This is a genomic window from Aliivibrio sp. EL58, assembly GCF_900312675.1.
In the GTDB taxonomy this organism is placed as follows: Bacteria; Pseudomonadota; Gammaproteobacteria; order Enterobacterales; family Vibrionaceae; genus Aliivibrio.
Window position 1 is genome coordinate 124,274 of record NZ_OMPC01000007.1, and the last position, 15,450, is coordinate 139,723.

15 protein-coding genes are annotated in these 15,450 nt (G+C 36.4%); 11 read left to right on the forward strand and 4 right to left on the reverse strand.

Annotation, left to right across the window (positions count from 1 at the left end; translation table 11 throughout):
• Positions 1 to 68: 68 nt before the first annotated feature.
• From ED622_RS09075 to ED622_RS09085, 3 genes are all read right to left on the reverse strand, one after another.
• The gene (locus ED622_RS09075) at positions 69 to 350 is read right to left on the reverse strand and encodes a pyrimidine/purine nucleoside phosphorylase (RefSeq protein WP_122033577.1); all 282 of its coding nucleotides are present in this window, start codon (positions 348 to 350) and stop codon (positions 69 to 71) included.
• 77 nt (positions 351 to 427) lie between these two features.
• Complete coding sequence (locus ED622_RS09080; protein ID WP_122033578.1) at positions 428 to 1,246, reverse strand: phosphate ABC transporter substrate-binding protein; 819 nt, start codon at positions 1,244 to 1,246, stop codon at positions 428 to 430.
• Between the two features lie 60 nt (positions 1,247 to 1,306).
• Positions 1,307 to 2,104, reverse strand: coding sequence for an AraC family transcriptional regulator (locus ED622_RS09085; protein WP_122033579.1), 798 nt, complete (start codon positions 2,102 to 2,104; stop codon positions 1,307 to 1,309).
• A gap of 126 nt (positions 2,105 to 2,230) precedes the next feature.
• Here ED622_RS09085 and ED622_RS09090 point away from each other — a divergent pair, with 126 nt between their 5' ends.
• Positions 2,231 to 3,949 (forward strand): SgrR family transcriptional regulator, encoded by a 1,719-nt coding sequence (locus ED622_RS09090; RefSeq protein ID WP_122033580.1) that lies wholly within the window; start codon positions 2,231 to 2,233, stop codon positions 3,947 to 3,949.
• Positions 3,950 to 4,045: 96 nt separating this feature from the next.
• On the opposite strand, the gene ED622_RS09095 is transcribed toward ED622_RS09090, so the two are convergent.
• Positions 4,046 to 5,008: a coproporphyrinogen III oxidase gene (locus ED622_RS09095; RefSeq protein ID WP_122033581.1), complete on the reverse strand. Its 963-nt coding sequence runs from the start codon at positions 5,006 to 5,008 to the stop codon at positions 4,046 to 4,048.
• A 105-nt stretch (positions 5,009 to 5,113) separates the two neighbouring features.
• Here ED622_RS09095 and ED622_RS09100 point away from each other — a divergent pair, with 105 nt between their 5' ends.
• The 10 genes from ED622_RS09100 (at position 5,114) to ED622_RS09145 (ending at position 15,445) form a co-directional block, all read left to right on the forward strand.
• Positions 5,114 to 5,365 carry a hypothetical protein gene (locus tag ED622_RS09100; RefSeq protein WP_122033582.1) on the forward strand — a complete coding sequence of 84 codons (252 nt, stop codon included), beginning with the start codon at positions 5,114 to 5,116 and terminating at the stop codon, positions 5,363 to 5,365.
• A gap of 82 nt (positions 5,366 to 5,447) precedes the next feature.
• Positions 5,448 to 6,893, forward strand: coding sequence for a sensor histidine kinase VxrA (gene vxrA, locus ED622_RS09105; protein ID WP_122033583.1), 1,446 nt, complete (start codon positions 5,448 to 5,450; stop codon positions 6,891 to 6,893).
• Positions 6,868 to 7,524, forward strand: a complete 657-nt coding sequence (locus ED622_RS09110; protein ID WP_122033584.1) for a response regulator transcription factor — start codon at positions 6,868 to 6,870, stop codon at positions 7,522 to 7,524. The genes vxrA and ED622_RS09110 overlap by 26 nt, the downstream gene beginning before the upstream one ends.
• Before the next feature lie 5 nt (positions 7,525 to 7,529).
• Positions 7,530 to 8,438 (forward strand): DUF2861 family protein, encoded by a 909-nt coding sequence (locus tag ED622_RS09115; protein WP_122033585.1) that lies wholly within the window; start codon positions 7,530 to 7,532, stop codon positions 8,436 to 8,438.
• The gene (locus ED622_RS09120; RefSeq protein ID WP_174213442.1) at positions 8,435 to 8,590 is read left to right on the forward strand and encodes a YoaH family protein; all 156 of its coding nucleotides are present in this window, start codon (positions 8,435 to 8,437) and stop codon (positions 8,588 to 8,590) included. The genes ED622_RS09115 and ED622_RS09120 overlap by 4 nt, the downstream gene beginning before the upstream one ends.
• Positions 8,591 to 8,756: 166 nt before the next feature.
• Complete coding sequence (locus ED622_RS09125; RefSeq protein WP_122033587.1) at positions 8,757 to 9,944, forward strand: conjugal transfer protein TraF; 1,188 nt, start codon at positions 8,757 to 8,759, stop codon at positions 9,942 to 9,944.
• 77 nt (positions 9,945 to 10,021) lie between these two features.
• The gene (gene mog / locus ED622_RS09130) at positions 10,022 to 10,558 is read left to right on the forward strand and encodes a molybdopterin adenylyltransferase (RefSeq protein ID WP_061005337.1); all 537 of its coding nucleotides are present in this window, start codon (positions 10,022 to 10,024) and stop codon (positions 10,556 to 10,558) included.
• A gap of 324 nt (positions 10,559 to 10,882) precedes the next feature.
• Positions 10,883 to 12,961 carry a TonB-dependent siderophore receptor gene (locus tag ED622_RS09135; RefSeq protein WP_122033588.1) on the forward strand — a complete coding sequence of 693 codons (2,079 nt, stop codon included), beginning with the start codon at positions 10,883 to 10,885 and terminating at the stop codon, positions 12,959 to 12,961.
• Positions 12,951 to 13,481 carry a YfiR family protein gene (locus ED622_RS09140; RefSeq protein ID WP_162922492.1) on the forward strand — a complete coding sequence of 177 codons (531 nt, stop codon included), beginning with the start codon at positions 12,951 to 12,953 and terminating at the stop codon, positions 13,479 to 13,481. Before ED622_RS09135 ends, ED622_RS09140 begins: the two co-directional genes overlap by 11 nt.
• Positions 13,478 to 15,445: a diguanylate cyclase domain-containing protein gene (locus ED622_RS09145; RefSeq protein WP_122033590.1), complete on the forward strand. Its 1,968-nt coding sequence runs from the start codon at positions 13,478 to 13,480 to the stop codon at positions 15,443 to 15,445. Before ED622_RS09140 ends, ED622_RS09145 begins: the two co-directional genes overlap by 4 nt.
• The last annotated feature ends 5 nt before the right edge of the window (positions 15,446 to 15,450 follow it).

The window sequence follows — 15,450 nt, forward strand, 5'->3', positions numbered from 1 at the left end:
GACAATAAAAATGCCAAGTGAGTTATCTCACTTGGCATTTTTTATATTAAGTTATGCAGAATATAAGACTATAAATATTCACATAGATAAGCAGTTTCAAGGCTTACTTTTACATCAAAAGATGAATTACCTTCAACTGAGAAATCTTCACCAGAAACAAAAGTAACCCAATCAATATCGGTTGTACGTTTGATTTCAAGTGAGCCGCTGATAACTGTCATTTTCTCTGCAGCATTCGTTCCAAAAGTATAGTTACCAGGTAACATAACTCCAACAGAAATAGCATTGCCATTTTGGTCAAAACCGATAGATTTTACTTTGTCTTCAAAATAACTGTTTACACTTAGCATGATATAACCTTGTAATTAAAATCTATTAAACAATAGGTTATTAAAAGTGTTATTACAACAAATTATTGATGTAACGTTTATTTAACATAGCCTAGTGATTGAATTGTAGACGATGAATCATCCGAATTGATGTAAGTGATAAAATCTTTTGATTGTTGTGATAGCTGCTTGTTTTTGTACACAAATAAGAAAGGACGAGATAATGGGTATTTGTGTTCAATAATTGCTTTAGGTGATGGTAATACATTATCAATTTTAACAATTTGTAATTGAGCAAGATCACCAATAGACCCAGCAGAGACATAACCTATCGCGTGAGGGTTTCTAGCAACAATACTTTTCACCATGCTCGTACCATTTACCACAATCGCACTTGAACTAATATCTGACACCGTAAAAGAATTGATTTCTTTAGTTAATCCTAAGTTCTTTTCAAATGAGAAACGGGAGCCAGAAGCCAGTTCTCTTGTAATCACTGCTATTTTCTTATCTGCACCACCGACTTCTTTCCAATTTTTGATGTCGCCATGATAAATTTTCCAAATATTGTCGGCAGACAAACTAGTAATTTTATTTTCAGGGTGAACAACAACAGCAATCGCATCATACGCAATAATCGTTGAGCTTAATGTTTCTTTTTCTTTATTGGAGAGTTGGCGAGAGCTAATTGCTAAATTTACCGTGTTATCAACCAGTAATTTAATACCAGCACTAGAACCAATGCTTTGTAAATCAATTTGAACTTGATTGGTATTATTGTATTTTTCAATAAAGGGTTCGAGTAGGTTAGAGACAGAAGTAGACCCGGCAATAACAGTATTCGAGTTTGCAGAATAAACAGATGAACAAAAAAGTAACCCTGTAACAAAAGTAGTGTAACTAAGCGCTTTTAACATAACCTAAATCCATAATGAAAAAAGGCATGATAAAGTGACAGTGTTACACCAATGTGACAGTTATGAGTGAATTGATTCTCTAAATTCTTTTGGTGTTAACCCATGAATAGATTTAAAGGTCGTGCTAAAGTGCGCCGCAGTTTTGAATCCCGTTTCATAAGCGATTTCGGTGATTGTTTTACGAGTGACTCTTAACTGAGTGGCTGCGTAATTGATGCGTTTTACTTTGACCAGATGAGCAAAAGAGAGCTTATCGGATTGTAATTTTCGCTTAAGTGTCGAGGATGACATACCTAGTTTAGGTGCAACCGTATCAATAGTAAGATCTGTTGAGATATTTTGTTCTACATAACGAATTAACTGTTGTGAGGTTGTCAGTACAGAGATTCGATGAATGAAAGCGATAAGATCTGGGAACTGATTAACCATTTCACTTAAGAGAGCCAGAATTAAAAATTCAACCGAAGCATCACAGGTATTATTTGATGATTGCTCTTTGATTAAGTTTAATAGTTTTACAATTGAGGTATCTTCAGGCGTAAAAATGAAGGACTCTCTAGCCGATGCTTGATAGCTTGTACTATTGGTATAAGTGATAAATTTTTGAAAAATAGAAACGTCAAATATTAAGGATTCTGCTTCAAAATTACCGCTTGTATTGATCATTTTTACATTAGAAATGTCACCAGAACTGTAAAGAAGAAAGTCACCAGCGTTGAGAATGATGTCTTCTCCTGACTTATCTCGATAGTGGAACTGACCAGATTTTACAATGTATACGCCATTGCGCTCTACAGGGTAACGGTCAGACTTACGTCTCGTTTGTGTATTGAACTGGCGTAACTCAGCTGGGGGCATAATGATTTCCTCTTATTTTTCTAGATTTAGTGTAAACTTACCTATTGAAAAATCAAGAGTATAGCCTCAAACTCTCAACATTTGAGTTCATACTAAGACTTGTATCAATTTAATGAGCGGTGCGTTATGGGTAGTCCACGTTTACGAAAGCAATTTGAAAAATTATATCAGCATTATCATCAAAGCACTTCAGGTGTTCAGATTGATGATATTGCTGATTTATTGTGCTGTACCCGTCGGAATACTCGAATGGTGCTCAAAAAAATGTCTGAGGAACAGTGGATAATATGGAGTCCAGCGGTTGGGAGAGGAAAAAGTTCAATACTTGAATTTACCTCAAGCCCTGAAACCGTATATGCACTACTTGCTCGAAAAAGCGTAGAAGAAGGGAAGCTTGATGTCGCTTTAGATATCCTAGAAGGTAATCAAGACGCCTTGTTAGATCTTATCCATAATGTGTTAGGTGTTTCCCATGAAAAGGGCAAGCACGTTGTTAAACTGCCTTATTATCGACCTCTTAAAATTCTAAATCCAGTCATGGCAATAAGGCGCTCAGAGCAGCATCTTGTGCAGCAGATATTTAATGGATTAACACAATGGAACAAAAGAGGAGAGGTTGAAGGGGACATTGCTCATCACTGGGAAATGATCACTCCACAACATTGGCGTTTCTACCTACGACCAAGCATAAGTTTTCATGATGGTAAACTCTTAACCTTTGAAGACATTAAAGCGACCTTTTTAGCCCTTACTCCCAATTTTGTGTTTAATCATATTAATGACATATCCAGTCCAAGTCTTAACGTCATTGATTTTATATTAGACAAAAATGATCATTGTTTGCCGTCGAAACTTGCACAGTTTAACGCCAAAATCATTCCAGCATTAGCACATAATACACAAGAGTTTAACCGACTTCCTATTGGAACTGGACCGTATAAAATAAGTGAAAATACGGATAAAAAATTGATCCTCGTTGCTAATGAACATTATTTTGGTTACCGACCTTTAATTGATTCCGTTGAAGTGTGGGTTTTACCTGATATTGCGCCGATTCAATTGAAACTTGGTCTTGAAGTTTATGATGCGACTGAATTATCACCTATCTCTTATGGTGAAAAAGTCGATGTAGATAGAGGGTGTAGCTATATTCTATTTAATAGAAGAACGGGGATCACCACCGATAAAAATTGGCTTTCGTACTTAACTCAAACCATCACACCTTTACTGCTGTTAAATGAGCTACAAAACTCAAATATGAATGGCATTGGTTTATTTAATGCGTATGGATTATTACCAGGATTACAGCATTGTTTAAATAGACCTAGAGCAGAGTATGACTTACCAGAGAAAGGCAGTGTCGTAAATTTGGGCTATGAGAAAGAACATCCTCTTTACCCACTGTTAGGTAAAATCATCAAACAACGATTAGCTCAAGATGGAATTATTTTGAAGGTGCACCCATTAGATACGCTTGAGCTGCTTGATGATGAGAAAACGGCCAATATTGATATTTGGTTAAGAGGCATGAGTTTAGGGACGCAGTGCCCAGAGGCGTTATTGTCGTGGCTTTTTGCATTTGATGAAATTGAGCGTGTTATGCCAATCGTTGAATTTGAGTGCATCACAGCATTAATAGAAGAATGGCAATCAACCTCTCAGAGACATTTTCCAGTGAATGAAATCTGTCGATTCTTAGTAGATAGCGGTCAAATAACCCCACTGTTTCATGGCTGGATGGGGATAAGTGAAGACGCGAACAATAGCATTCAGAATGCATCTTGTAATGGATTAGGTTGGTTTGATTTCGATACGGTTTGGATAAAACCAGATCTTAAATCGTAGAGTCAGGCCGAAGTCAGTGTTATTTAAAGAGCCATTATTCTAAACTTAATGGCTCTAGTTATTGTCTTATTCGTTATGAATATTAACCATTAGGTTTTAAATATAGAACGTTCGAATCGCTTGAGCTAACTTAGCTTTGGTATCTGAAGTGATAGGACAAGGAGAGTCTTCAGGTAAGACGTTAATTAATTCCGCGATAAGGCCATTTATAGGCACAGGTGAGACACCTTGCCATTCTTCAAGTAAATCTCTGTTTATATGCGATGGTATAGAACCTAGGGTGCCAATATCATTTTGATTGTGAACCAATAGACCGGCAGTGGTTCCTTTGTCTAACGTCAGAACTTGATAGAAGTATAACGTGTGATAATCCAATTGTTGTTGTAACTGAGCATCAGTGGCTTGAGGTAAGTTAATTAAGTGCGAACTTAAAATGTGAGCATAGGTATCAATTACTTTTGTCACAAATTGTTTAGCAAAAATAGCCCCATCTTCTTCTACTGGATTAAACCCTTCTAAATAAAAATGACTTACACCTCTGCGTTTATTTAATGCAGGAATAGCAAAATAGTCATTACCAAGTTTTGTACCTTGTGCATAGTAGCTTTTCGCTGCAACTTTCAAGGTTTGATCAAAGTACTCTTTATCATCTTTATCAAAATGAGAAGGGTTTAGATCAGCCATAATGCGCCAATAACTTGAACCGTCTTTTAGCGTCGTCCAACTAAAATGCATATGGATTGATGGTAATAACGGATGCGCTGGATGAATAATTGTAGATAGGGCGGTTGCGCTATCGTATGACTTTTCTGGTTGATCTTCGTAATGGATTTGTGAAACGTTGATAGAGGCGCGATTAAATAGCCCACCTTCAAGTGCTTCAAAGCGCTTGCCACCACCGTGAACCCCTTCATCACGCAACCAATCTACGGGAATAAATTCAGTTGGGATAGAATGCAAATCACTGACTTTTGTAAGTTCAGTTTTAAAGTAGGATTGCACTTCAGAAAGTAAGTTTAGAACGTGTTTCGCTTGTGCATTTTGAGCGTAAATTCGCATGAGAAGACCTGTAGATAACAAAAAATCAAAAAGACGGAAAAATCGAATTAATTGAGTGTAAAATAAAGTACTTATAGATAGCAACTAGGGAACTTGAAATTAGAGATGGCAAAACCAAATAAAAAGGGCCCCACTAAAACGGTACAAATCTACTGTTCAAAATGCAGAACGCTACTGTATAAATACAGAAAAGGGGGCAAAGGTGCTTTGGTTAAATGCTTTATAGAACGAATCGTAGAAGATCACACGGTCACTCCTTGTGTATGTCCTGAGTGTAATAGTGTATTTGCACGAGAAGCTTTAGTTAGAGGAACTCCTGCTTTTAAGATGATAGGCGGAAAAGTGATGATGAAATGATTGAAATTATTCGTATTCGAACCTAATTGTAATATACTGATTAAATTGATCTTTATTAAATCATTTTCACAAGGACTTTCTGTTGATAAATAAGCGTTTTTTACTTCCATTTTTATTGCTAACTAGTTTCTCATCACACGCGGTGAGTTTAGCTTCAAAAATTGATAGCTTTAAAAATTCGTTTAAAAAAGAGCAAGCTGTCGAAATATATGACATTCGCTTGATACAAAAAGAATATCCAACGGTATTATTATCCCCAGATACCTTGTTGCCACAAACAGCATCATATCCTTATAAGCAATTACAAAAATTATATAAAAGTGCACAAACCTGTTCTGGTCCATGGCCTGTAAGCCCTGCGGTAGGCGAGCCCTTGGTCATTGTTCGTGCGCTTTGTAAAGGGTTCACCCTTCCAGCAAGTTGGTTTGCACGCTCTGGCATGATTCACCCTGGTGGTGGTTCTTATGCATATCGTTATGCTCAAGCTTTTCCTGAACGCACAGATCAGTTAGCTACGTATATGCATATTAAAGAACGTAAAAGAGCAGAGGAAGGAACGTTATTACACCATTTACAAATGATGGATGATAATGAAATACGCGCGATTATTAGTGGTTCAGATACCATTATTGCCGATAAACTGCTTTGGTTAAGAAAAGGAAGCCGTTACTATTTATATCCAATGGAATTAAAGCGTAAAAATTTGGATAAATATGACCTAGAAATGTCGGTTTTTCAGCAAGGAGATAGTTGCTATGTTAAAAATGGTAATGTTTGCTGGCTGGAAGAAAGTAACTCAAAAACGCTCTCATTTGTTGTTCTATTTCTCGTATTCGCTAACCTTTGTTTAGCTATTGGTTGGGGGATATCACGATGGAACGGTAAGCGCCGGGACATGAAAAGTCGAATGTTAGTTCTGCAAATATTAACGCATGAATTACGCACACCGATTGCCAGTTTAGGGCTGACCGTTGAAGGTTTCAGGCGACAGTTTGAATCTTTGCCGGAATCGCTATATGACGAGTTTAGACGCCTATGTGAAGATTCAAGGCGTTTACGCCAATTAGCTGAAGCGAGTAAAGATTATCTGCAATCGGAAGATAAAGGATTTTCAACGGAGTGGATCCCCTCTGTAGAGGAATGGTTAAGCTATCGCTGTATGGAGTACAGTCAGCCCGTTGAATTTAAACTAAGTAAAGACTCTGCAGTTAAGGTTAATATTTATTGGCTTGGTAACTGTATAGATAATCTAATTAGTAATGCTCATAAATACGGTATCCAACCGGTTATATTGAATGTTATTGTAGAACATAAAAAATTAAGAATTGAAGTCATTGATGGCGGACAATTAACAAAAGCAAATTGGAAAGAATTAAAAACGCCTTTTGTTAGTGAAGCAGGTTTAGGTTTAGGCTTAACCATTGTCGAATCAATGATAAAAAGAATGGGAGGCACCATGACACTTCAGGGGCCACCAACAACATTTATATTGGAGATACCTTGTGAAACAGACAATCCTACTTGTTGAAGACGATAAAAACTTAGCTGATGGCTTAATTGTAAGTTTAGAAGAGGCGGGTTATCACTGTCTACATTCTGAAAACGCAGCGAACGTATCGGGTTTATGGCCAGATGCTGATATAGTGATCCTTGATCGTCAGTTACCAGAAGGAGATTCATTAACTTGGTTACCTCAATGGAAACAAATTAAAGACGTACCAGTCATTCTATTAACGGCGTTGGTGTCGATAAGAGATAAAGTGACAGGATTAGATTCCGGAGCAAATGATTATTTAACAAAACCATTTGCAGAGGCAGAACTGCTTGCGAGATTACGTGCGCATTTACGCTCACCAGAATCAGACGAAGTAAAAACTCAGCTTACGGTTGGGCAGTTAACAATTGATACATCGACAAGAGATGTTATTAACTCGGGTGAAAACGTAATTTTAACTCGAACAGAGTTTGATTTATTACTGTTCTTAGCATCGAACTTAGGTAAAGTATTTACTCGTGACGAATTACTTGATCAGGTTTGGGGGTATAATCACTTTCCAACGACCCGTACTGTTGATACGCATATTTTGCAACTCCGTCAAAAGATTGTAGGGATTGAAATTGAAACCCTACGTGGCGTCGGCTATAAAATGAAAGCTTAACTCTTATGATATTTAAACGAAAAATTGCCACCATTATCGGTTTTTTTTGTTTAGTGTGTGGCACTACAACAAGCGCAGCAGAATGGTTTAATGAACAATCTGCGCTTTTTAGTGCCCATAAACAATTTCTTGAGGGCGATCCATTAAAGGGATTTCAAACCTCTATAGAAGTACTACAAAGTACAAATGAAAAGAGTATTGTACAGAATATTGATAAGTTGATTAGCTCTGCGGTTTCAAACGATTGTGGGCGAGATTTTTCAACCGTAGGTGTACCTAGTTGGTTGAATTCTTTAAGTATTCAACGAATGATTATCCAAAGTCCAGGTCGCTTGCATCATCGCTTGATGGTTCAATTTGATACAAAGAAAAGCATCGCTAACTTAGCTTTTACTAAATGGCCAGATCAAGAACAGCTAACAAATCCATCGATTAAAACAATACCGACTCAAGATGAGAGTGTAACTCAATACATCTATGCAAGTGAGTCATTGAATAATCGAGTTAAAAATGGATTATATAAGTTAACAATCACTGCCGATGATACTAATAAAACTCAATGGGAATCATGGATAATTTTAACAACACCGAAAACCGAAATGGCGGTCTCGTGGTTAGGTAAAGAAAAGTGGAAAACAGTGCAAACGGGTTTACTAAAGTCCAATTGTCCTTTACCGGAAATGTCTATTGGCGTTTATGATCATCAAGACAGTGAATACATCAAATTATGGGAGGAGTCGTATGAAGAAAATTTCCCTCAAAGCCTCCCACCGACGAATGTATTACCTGGCAGTTATATCTTAAGCGTTTCGTTTAATCACAAACGTTTTCAAGGGCCCATTTCAATTCAAGAAATACAAGCAATAACTAAAGTCATCAATTTTGATACCATCGAAAATGTAGAGAGTAACTGATGTTAGATTTACCAACGTTAACCCATGAAGAGCAACAACAAGCGGTTGAAAAGATTCAAGAATTAATGCGTCAAGGCGTAAGCAGTGGTGAAGCAATTAAGATGATCTCTGATCAAATCCGTGCTGAACTAGCAGAGAAAGCAAAAAAATAATGATAAGCCGAGATCATATGATCTCGGCTTATCTTTGCGTTATCCATTCAAATTTCACCTACTTACCTCCCGTATATCATTAAAATCAATTAAAGCGTAAATTTACCTAAAGTTAGTTTTTATTAAGCCGATACTTTATTTAAGTATTTCTATTAGGTTTATAAAGATGAAACAGTGGTTAAAAGTTAGTTTACTTTCTTGTGCAGTATTAACGTCAACTCAGTCACTCGCAACTAACTACAGTGTAGATGGTCGTATTGATGCTATGGGTGGTGCAGGTACCGCCGCTGCTGATTATCTAACCGGTGTTTTTTATAACCCTGCATTGATTGCTATCTACAGCCGAAAAGATGATGCAGGCTTACTATTGCCAAGCTTTGGTCTTCAGGTGATGGATCGTGGTGGTATGATTGATGATGTTGATCAAGTTCAAGGCGGTTTTGATAAAATAGCAAAAGGAGATCCGTCAGGGGTTAATGATATTAATGCGGGCTTAAATAACTTAAGTGGAGATGCTTTAAGTTTTAATGGTGGCGGCGCTATTGCAGTTGCGATTCCCAATCGTTATTTATCTACAGCATTTTACGCTAAAGCTTCAATGGAAGGGATGACTTTACCTGATGTTAATGCATTAGGTTCAACAGCTGATCCAATTGCAATGGCTGACACTACAGCTGTTGGAACGGTTGCAATAGGTTTAATGGAGGCTGGTGTTGCATTTGCAGGCTACACTAACTTCTTAGGCCAAAACATTACTATTGGCGTTACTCCTAAGATTCAAAGCTATTTAACTTATACTTATGTAGAAGCGATTAATAATTTTGATTTTAAAGATTATGATAAAAATAAAACCTCAGATAATTCATTCAATGTTGATGTTGGTGCAGTGTGGTTTTATGGCCCATGGCGCTTTGCTGCTGCAGGTAAAAATCTAATAAAGAATGAGATTGAAACCGCAAAAGTTGATGTTAAATTTGCAGATAGTGTAAATGGTGGATTTCACGGTACTAAAAGTTATCAATACAACTATGAACTAACCCCAACATATACAGCTGGTGTTGCCTTCATGATGAACTACTTCATCTTAACCGCTGATATGGATTTAAACGAGCAAGAGCGCTTTATTGGTTTAGACGATAATGTTCAAATGTTCAGGGCGGGTGCTGAAATCGATTTACTTTATCAAATTCAATTACGTGGTGGTTACAAGAAAGACTTAGCTGGCACTTACGATGATGCATTTACCGCAGGTATTGGTTTTTCCCCACTTAATATGTTCCATTTTGATTTAGCTGCCATCTATTCTGTTGATTCAACTTATGGTGTATCAGTAAATATGGCTTACGAATACTAATTCAATTTGCCTTTTTAGTAGAAAAATAGGTAACCACTTGTAATAATAGGGTTACCTTACTTCAATAAGAAAAGATTATGACTAAGAAAGCGAAAATTGGCATTGTAACGGTAAGTGACCGTGCAAGCGTTGGTATCTATGAAGATATTTCAGGCCCTGCGATCATTGCAACGTTAAATGATTATCTTACGTCTGAATGGGAACCTGAATACGTAGTTATCCCAGATGAGCAAGATGTCATCGAAAAAACACTGATTGAACTAACGGATGATAAAGGCTGTTGTTTAGTTGTTACTACAGGTGGTACAGGCCCAGCTAAGCGTGACGTTACACCAGAAGCAACTGAAGCCGTGTGTGATCGTATGATGCCTGGTTTTGGTGAGCTAATGCGTGCTGAGTCATTAAAATTTGTCCCAACGGCCATCTTGTCACGACAAACTGCAGGTCTACGTAAAGACTCTTTAATTGTAAACCTACCGGGTAAACCAAAATCTATTCGTGAATGTTTAGATGCTGTTTTCCCTGCGATTCCATATTGTATTGATCTAATGGAAGGGCCATTTCTTGAGTGCAATGAAGAAGTGATTAAACCATTTAGGCCTAAAGCAAAGTAATTATTTTTCTAAACAGTAATTTTATTAAACCAACATTTTTTGTTGGTTTTTTTTCTTAATTTCAATCATCTATTTGCCTATTATATTTTTAAGCTAATACTAAATACCTAGCATTGGATTGTTAATGATATTTTGACGGCGAATTATTGACTATTTAGTCAGGATCCCTGAATCCGTCTATCTTAATATTGTCGTTATTAGCGTTGGTTTCATATATAAATGATAACTTGATCACCTTGTTAACGAATGATTATCAAATTAAAGTAACTGTATATTATACTTTAAGTTATAATTCTATTAATTAGGATAAATGGCAAAAATACTATGAGAATCAGAACTCTCTCTTTCTACACCTCTTTGGTCTTCGCTCCACCGGTTGCTTTCGCCTATGATCATGATCTTGAAGCGTTAATGTCAATGAGCTTAGAAGACCTATCTATGTTAGAGGTGAGTGTAACTAGCGCCTCAAAGAGAGAGCAGCATATTTCTGAAATTCCCGCAGCCATTTATGTTATTTCAAATGAACGAATTGTGCGTTCTGGCGCAAAAACAATAGCAGATGCTCTATCTCTTGCTCCAGGTATCGAAGTTAGTCAATTTAATGAGTCTAACGACTTTGTATCTTCTCGCGGCTTTCATGATGGCTTATTTAATAAAATGCTCGTGATGATAGATGGCCGGAGTGTATTTAGCCCAATGTATGGTGGTGCATTCTGGGAAAACATCGACTACATTCTTGCCGATATCGAACGAATTGAGATTATTAGAGGCCCAGCAGGAACGATTTGGGGTGGTAATGCGGTTAATGGTGTTATTAATATCATCACAAAATCGACTAAAGAGACGTTAGGCACTTATGGCCAAATCGCGTATGGGCAAAATGGCTATAGAGAAGCTTCTGTACGTCATGGATTGCAGTTTAATGATAACACCACAGCAAGAGCCTTTTATAAAGCTAAAGATACTTTTAGCGTAATTGATAAGTTTCAGAGTCAATATGAAAGTGACAAAGTAAATACGATTTCAATACAAACCGCCGGAGTAAAATTTGATATCGAAGATGGTAATTCATCTTGGATGCTAGCTTTTGGCGGAGAAAAGTCAGAACAATATTATGATTGGTATACTGTTGATATGAGTGATCTTAATAGGCAGTATGACGATAGTTACAAAAGCGTTGATAGCTCTTCACTTTACGGGCAAGTTAATCACACAATCGAATTAGCTAATTCTCAATGGCAAACTAATTTATGGTATTGGCAAGACAAAGATAACTCTCCCGATGCTCACGGAGAATTCAATACGATTGATTTAGATTCAGTTTATACCTTCCAGTATGGTTCTGATGTAACGATCTTACTTGGTGGTGGTTTAAGGCACATCAATATTAAATTACAAGATTCAAGTAATTATGATGTGAGTCATGTTGATATATATAATCGTTACTCAAGCGATCCTATATCAAGCGATACAACCAGTAATTTCTATGCTCAAATTGACTATAATTTTACTGAACAATTTATGATTCAAGTTGGTGCAAAAGCCGAATACTTTACGCTTAATGATTCTTTTGAGGTTTCCCCACAGATACGAGGTTTGTATTCGATCTCTGGTAGTCAAAAAATATGGTTTGGTGTAGGCCGGGCAGTGGTAACCCCTTCTTATTTTGAGCAAAAATCTACTTATACAAACTATTATAGTTATGTTTATGAAAACAATTTTTATGATGGTGTTGCCGCTTATTTACCATCTACAAGTCTAGATAATGAGAGTGTTATAACCATTGATGCTGGCTATCGCTTTGAAGGTACTAACGTCAATATGGATTTAACCGCATATTCAAGTTCGTATAACAATGTTCGTGGTCACGACTATATAGGGTACCTTAATGATGGGATTGGTAATTATTATGATCTCTATGAATTTAACGATGATTACGAAGCTCAAACTTATGGTGCAGAGGTGGCTATCGAATGGAATATCAATTCTTCGCTAAAAAATTATACCAGCTACAGCTATCTTTCATTTTCACAAGATAGAGTACAAGGTGATTCAAATGCTTCAGGCTCTGATGATTACTTCGAGATAAATCATCAAAATATGCTTTCAAATCAACTCTTGTGGCAAGTGACAAATACACTTCAGTGGGACTTTGTTGTTAACTATAAAGATATCGACTATACAAGTGATAGTAACCAATATGTGTATGATGTAGATAATTTAATATCTTTAGATACTCGTATTGGTTGGAAAAAACATGAAAATGCCCCTCTTGTTGAAGTGATAGTCAAAAATATTGGAATGTCGAGTAAGTGCGAATTAAATATTAATACTCGCTACGAGAGTTGTAATGCATATGAAACCGAGCAATCTATCTACGGTAGGGTTTCTTATGAGTTTTAAGCGACCAAAGTTATTTAATTCCATTTTATTCTTTTTTATCGGCTCTTGTTTGTCTGCTCAGGCTCAAGCTGCTTATCAAGCTCACCAGATTGAAGCTGTTTATATTTATAGAATTGCAAACTTTATACAGTGGGCTGAGAAAGAGCCTAAAACACCACTGATATTTTGTGGTGATAGGTTTGATCCTGTCGTTCAAACCTTAATTAAAATATCGACAGATAAACATATTCAGGGCCGTGGTATTGAAGTTGATACGAATAATCATCTGACTACTCAAGCATGCGATATCTATATTGCTAATCAAAATACTCAATCGAGTGATTTGCAAGCAATGGGTGAAAACACGCTTACCATTAGCGGTAAACAAAACTTCACTCGAGAGTTTGGAATGATTGAATTAAGAAAAGTTGATGGAAAAGTAAAACCAATCATTAATCTAGATAATCTTGCTAATTCTTCTTTTAAGATTAGTTCACAGTTACTTCGTGTCTCTGTTATAGAGGGAGGGAATAACAAATGAAATGGATAGAAAAAGCCTCTTTACGACAACGCTTAGCGGTACCTCTTATTGTTTTCATTTTTAGCTTGTTTGTGATTTTTCAAGGTTATAATTATTTCAGTACGTATCAGCTACAGAAAACAAATTTAATCGATAGAATCAAAGTATTATCAAATGGGGTAAGCGTAAACCTACAAGCCGCTTTACTCTTTGATGATGAAATAACGGCATCTGAAGTGCTTCATGCATTCAGTGCTGATGGTGATATTTTACAAGCATTATTATTAAAGACTGACGGTTCTTTATTTGCAGAATATCGAAAAGATGGATTAGTTGCGTTGGCGCCTAATTTACAACTGCAATCTGAAATAATAGAGAAAGGTTATGCATTAGGTGATCATGCTATTTATATTCTTATTCCTATTAAAATGGGGAATGAGAAAATAGCTAAAATACGATTGATTGTTTCTAAACAAGGCTTAGATGATACAAGAAAGGCAGCCATACAAGTGGCGTTTACCTTATTTGGTTTAATTATTATTTTTAGTTATCTTTTTATCTCCAAGATCCAGCAATGGGTAATAACACCGGTTGTTAGTTTGAATGAAGCAATGCAAGGGATTATTCTTCATGGTGAGTTCGATCAAAGACCTAATGTTACAACAAAAGATGAATTAGGTGATCTTACATTATCGTTCAATAAAATGGCAGATAAATTGGAAGAGCGTCAGAAGCAACTTAACTTTGTTCTTGATAAGGTAGAGCAAGAGCGAGATTTTGGTGAGCAAATCATCACAGCAGTTCAACATGGTTTGTTTGCGGTAGACAAAAAGAATGGCCAAATTCTATTATCTAATGATGCTTCAAAAACACTATTTCCAGGAAAGTTAGATGATGATTATAGTGATGTATTCATACTTGATATCATTAATGCTGTTGAAACTGAAAAGCTTAAAACTATCATCACTTCATGTGAAGAAGTGGATGATTTGTTGCTCCAAACTGTAGACGAATCTACGTTACAGATAACGACCCGTGTACTATCAAATAAAGAACAGTTACTGTTTTCGATTGTTGATGTAACCGAGGCAATCAAAAGTCGAACTCAACAGAAACTAGCAGCGAATGTATTTAGAAATAGCCAAGATGGTGTATTAATATTTGATAATTCAGGCAACTTAACACTAATGAATCCAGCATTTACTGATATGTTTGGTTATGAGATGAATGATTTAAGCGCTCTATCTATGGCTGAGCTGTTTGATGGACATCACTTTACAACGTCAACCAATTTGATTACTGAATCAATTGATCATTTTGGTCAATGGCACGGTGAGGTCTTAGAGCATGATAATGAGGGGAACGAATTACCTTTATATATTAAGGCAAGTAAAATAAAAGATGACGAGAAAAATACTCAAAGTAGTTATATTTTTATTTTTAGTGACTTAAGTGACGCGAAAGAAAGGGACCGTTTATATTATCTTGCACATCACGATACATTGACGGGGTTACCTAATCGTTCTAAATTTCACAAGAGCGTTCATAAAACACTTAAAAAACATGAGTATTCAATAGGTGAGTTTGGTTTATGTTACTTAGACCTTGATGGCTTTAAATCTATTAATGATACTTATGGCCATGATGCAGGTGATGAAGTATTAAGAGTTGTTGCTAAACGATTAGAAAACGCAGTTCGAAAAGGGGACCTTGCTTGTCGATTAGCAGGCGATGAGTTTGTCCTTTTCATTGATCCAGTTCAGAACAAGAATCAATTAGCAGAATTGTCCCATCGTGTAATCGAATCGATTCAACAACCTATTACATATCAAGGTAAGATACTTCGTGTTGGAGCTAGTATTGGTATCACAATATCTCGTTATAGCGATGGAAAAGATGTTGATTACTTACTGAAAGAATCAGATAAAGCGATGTATGAAGCAAAGTTATCAGGTAAGGGAAAGTACATTTTTTATGAGCTGTGACAAAT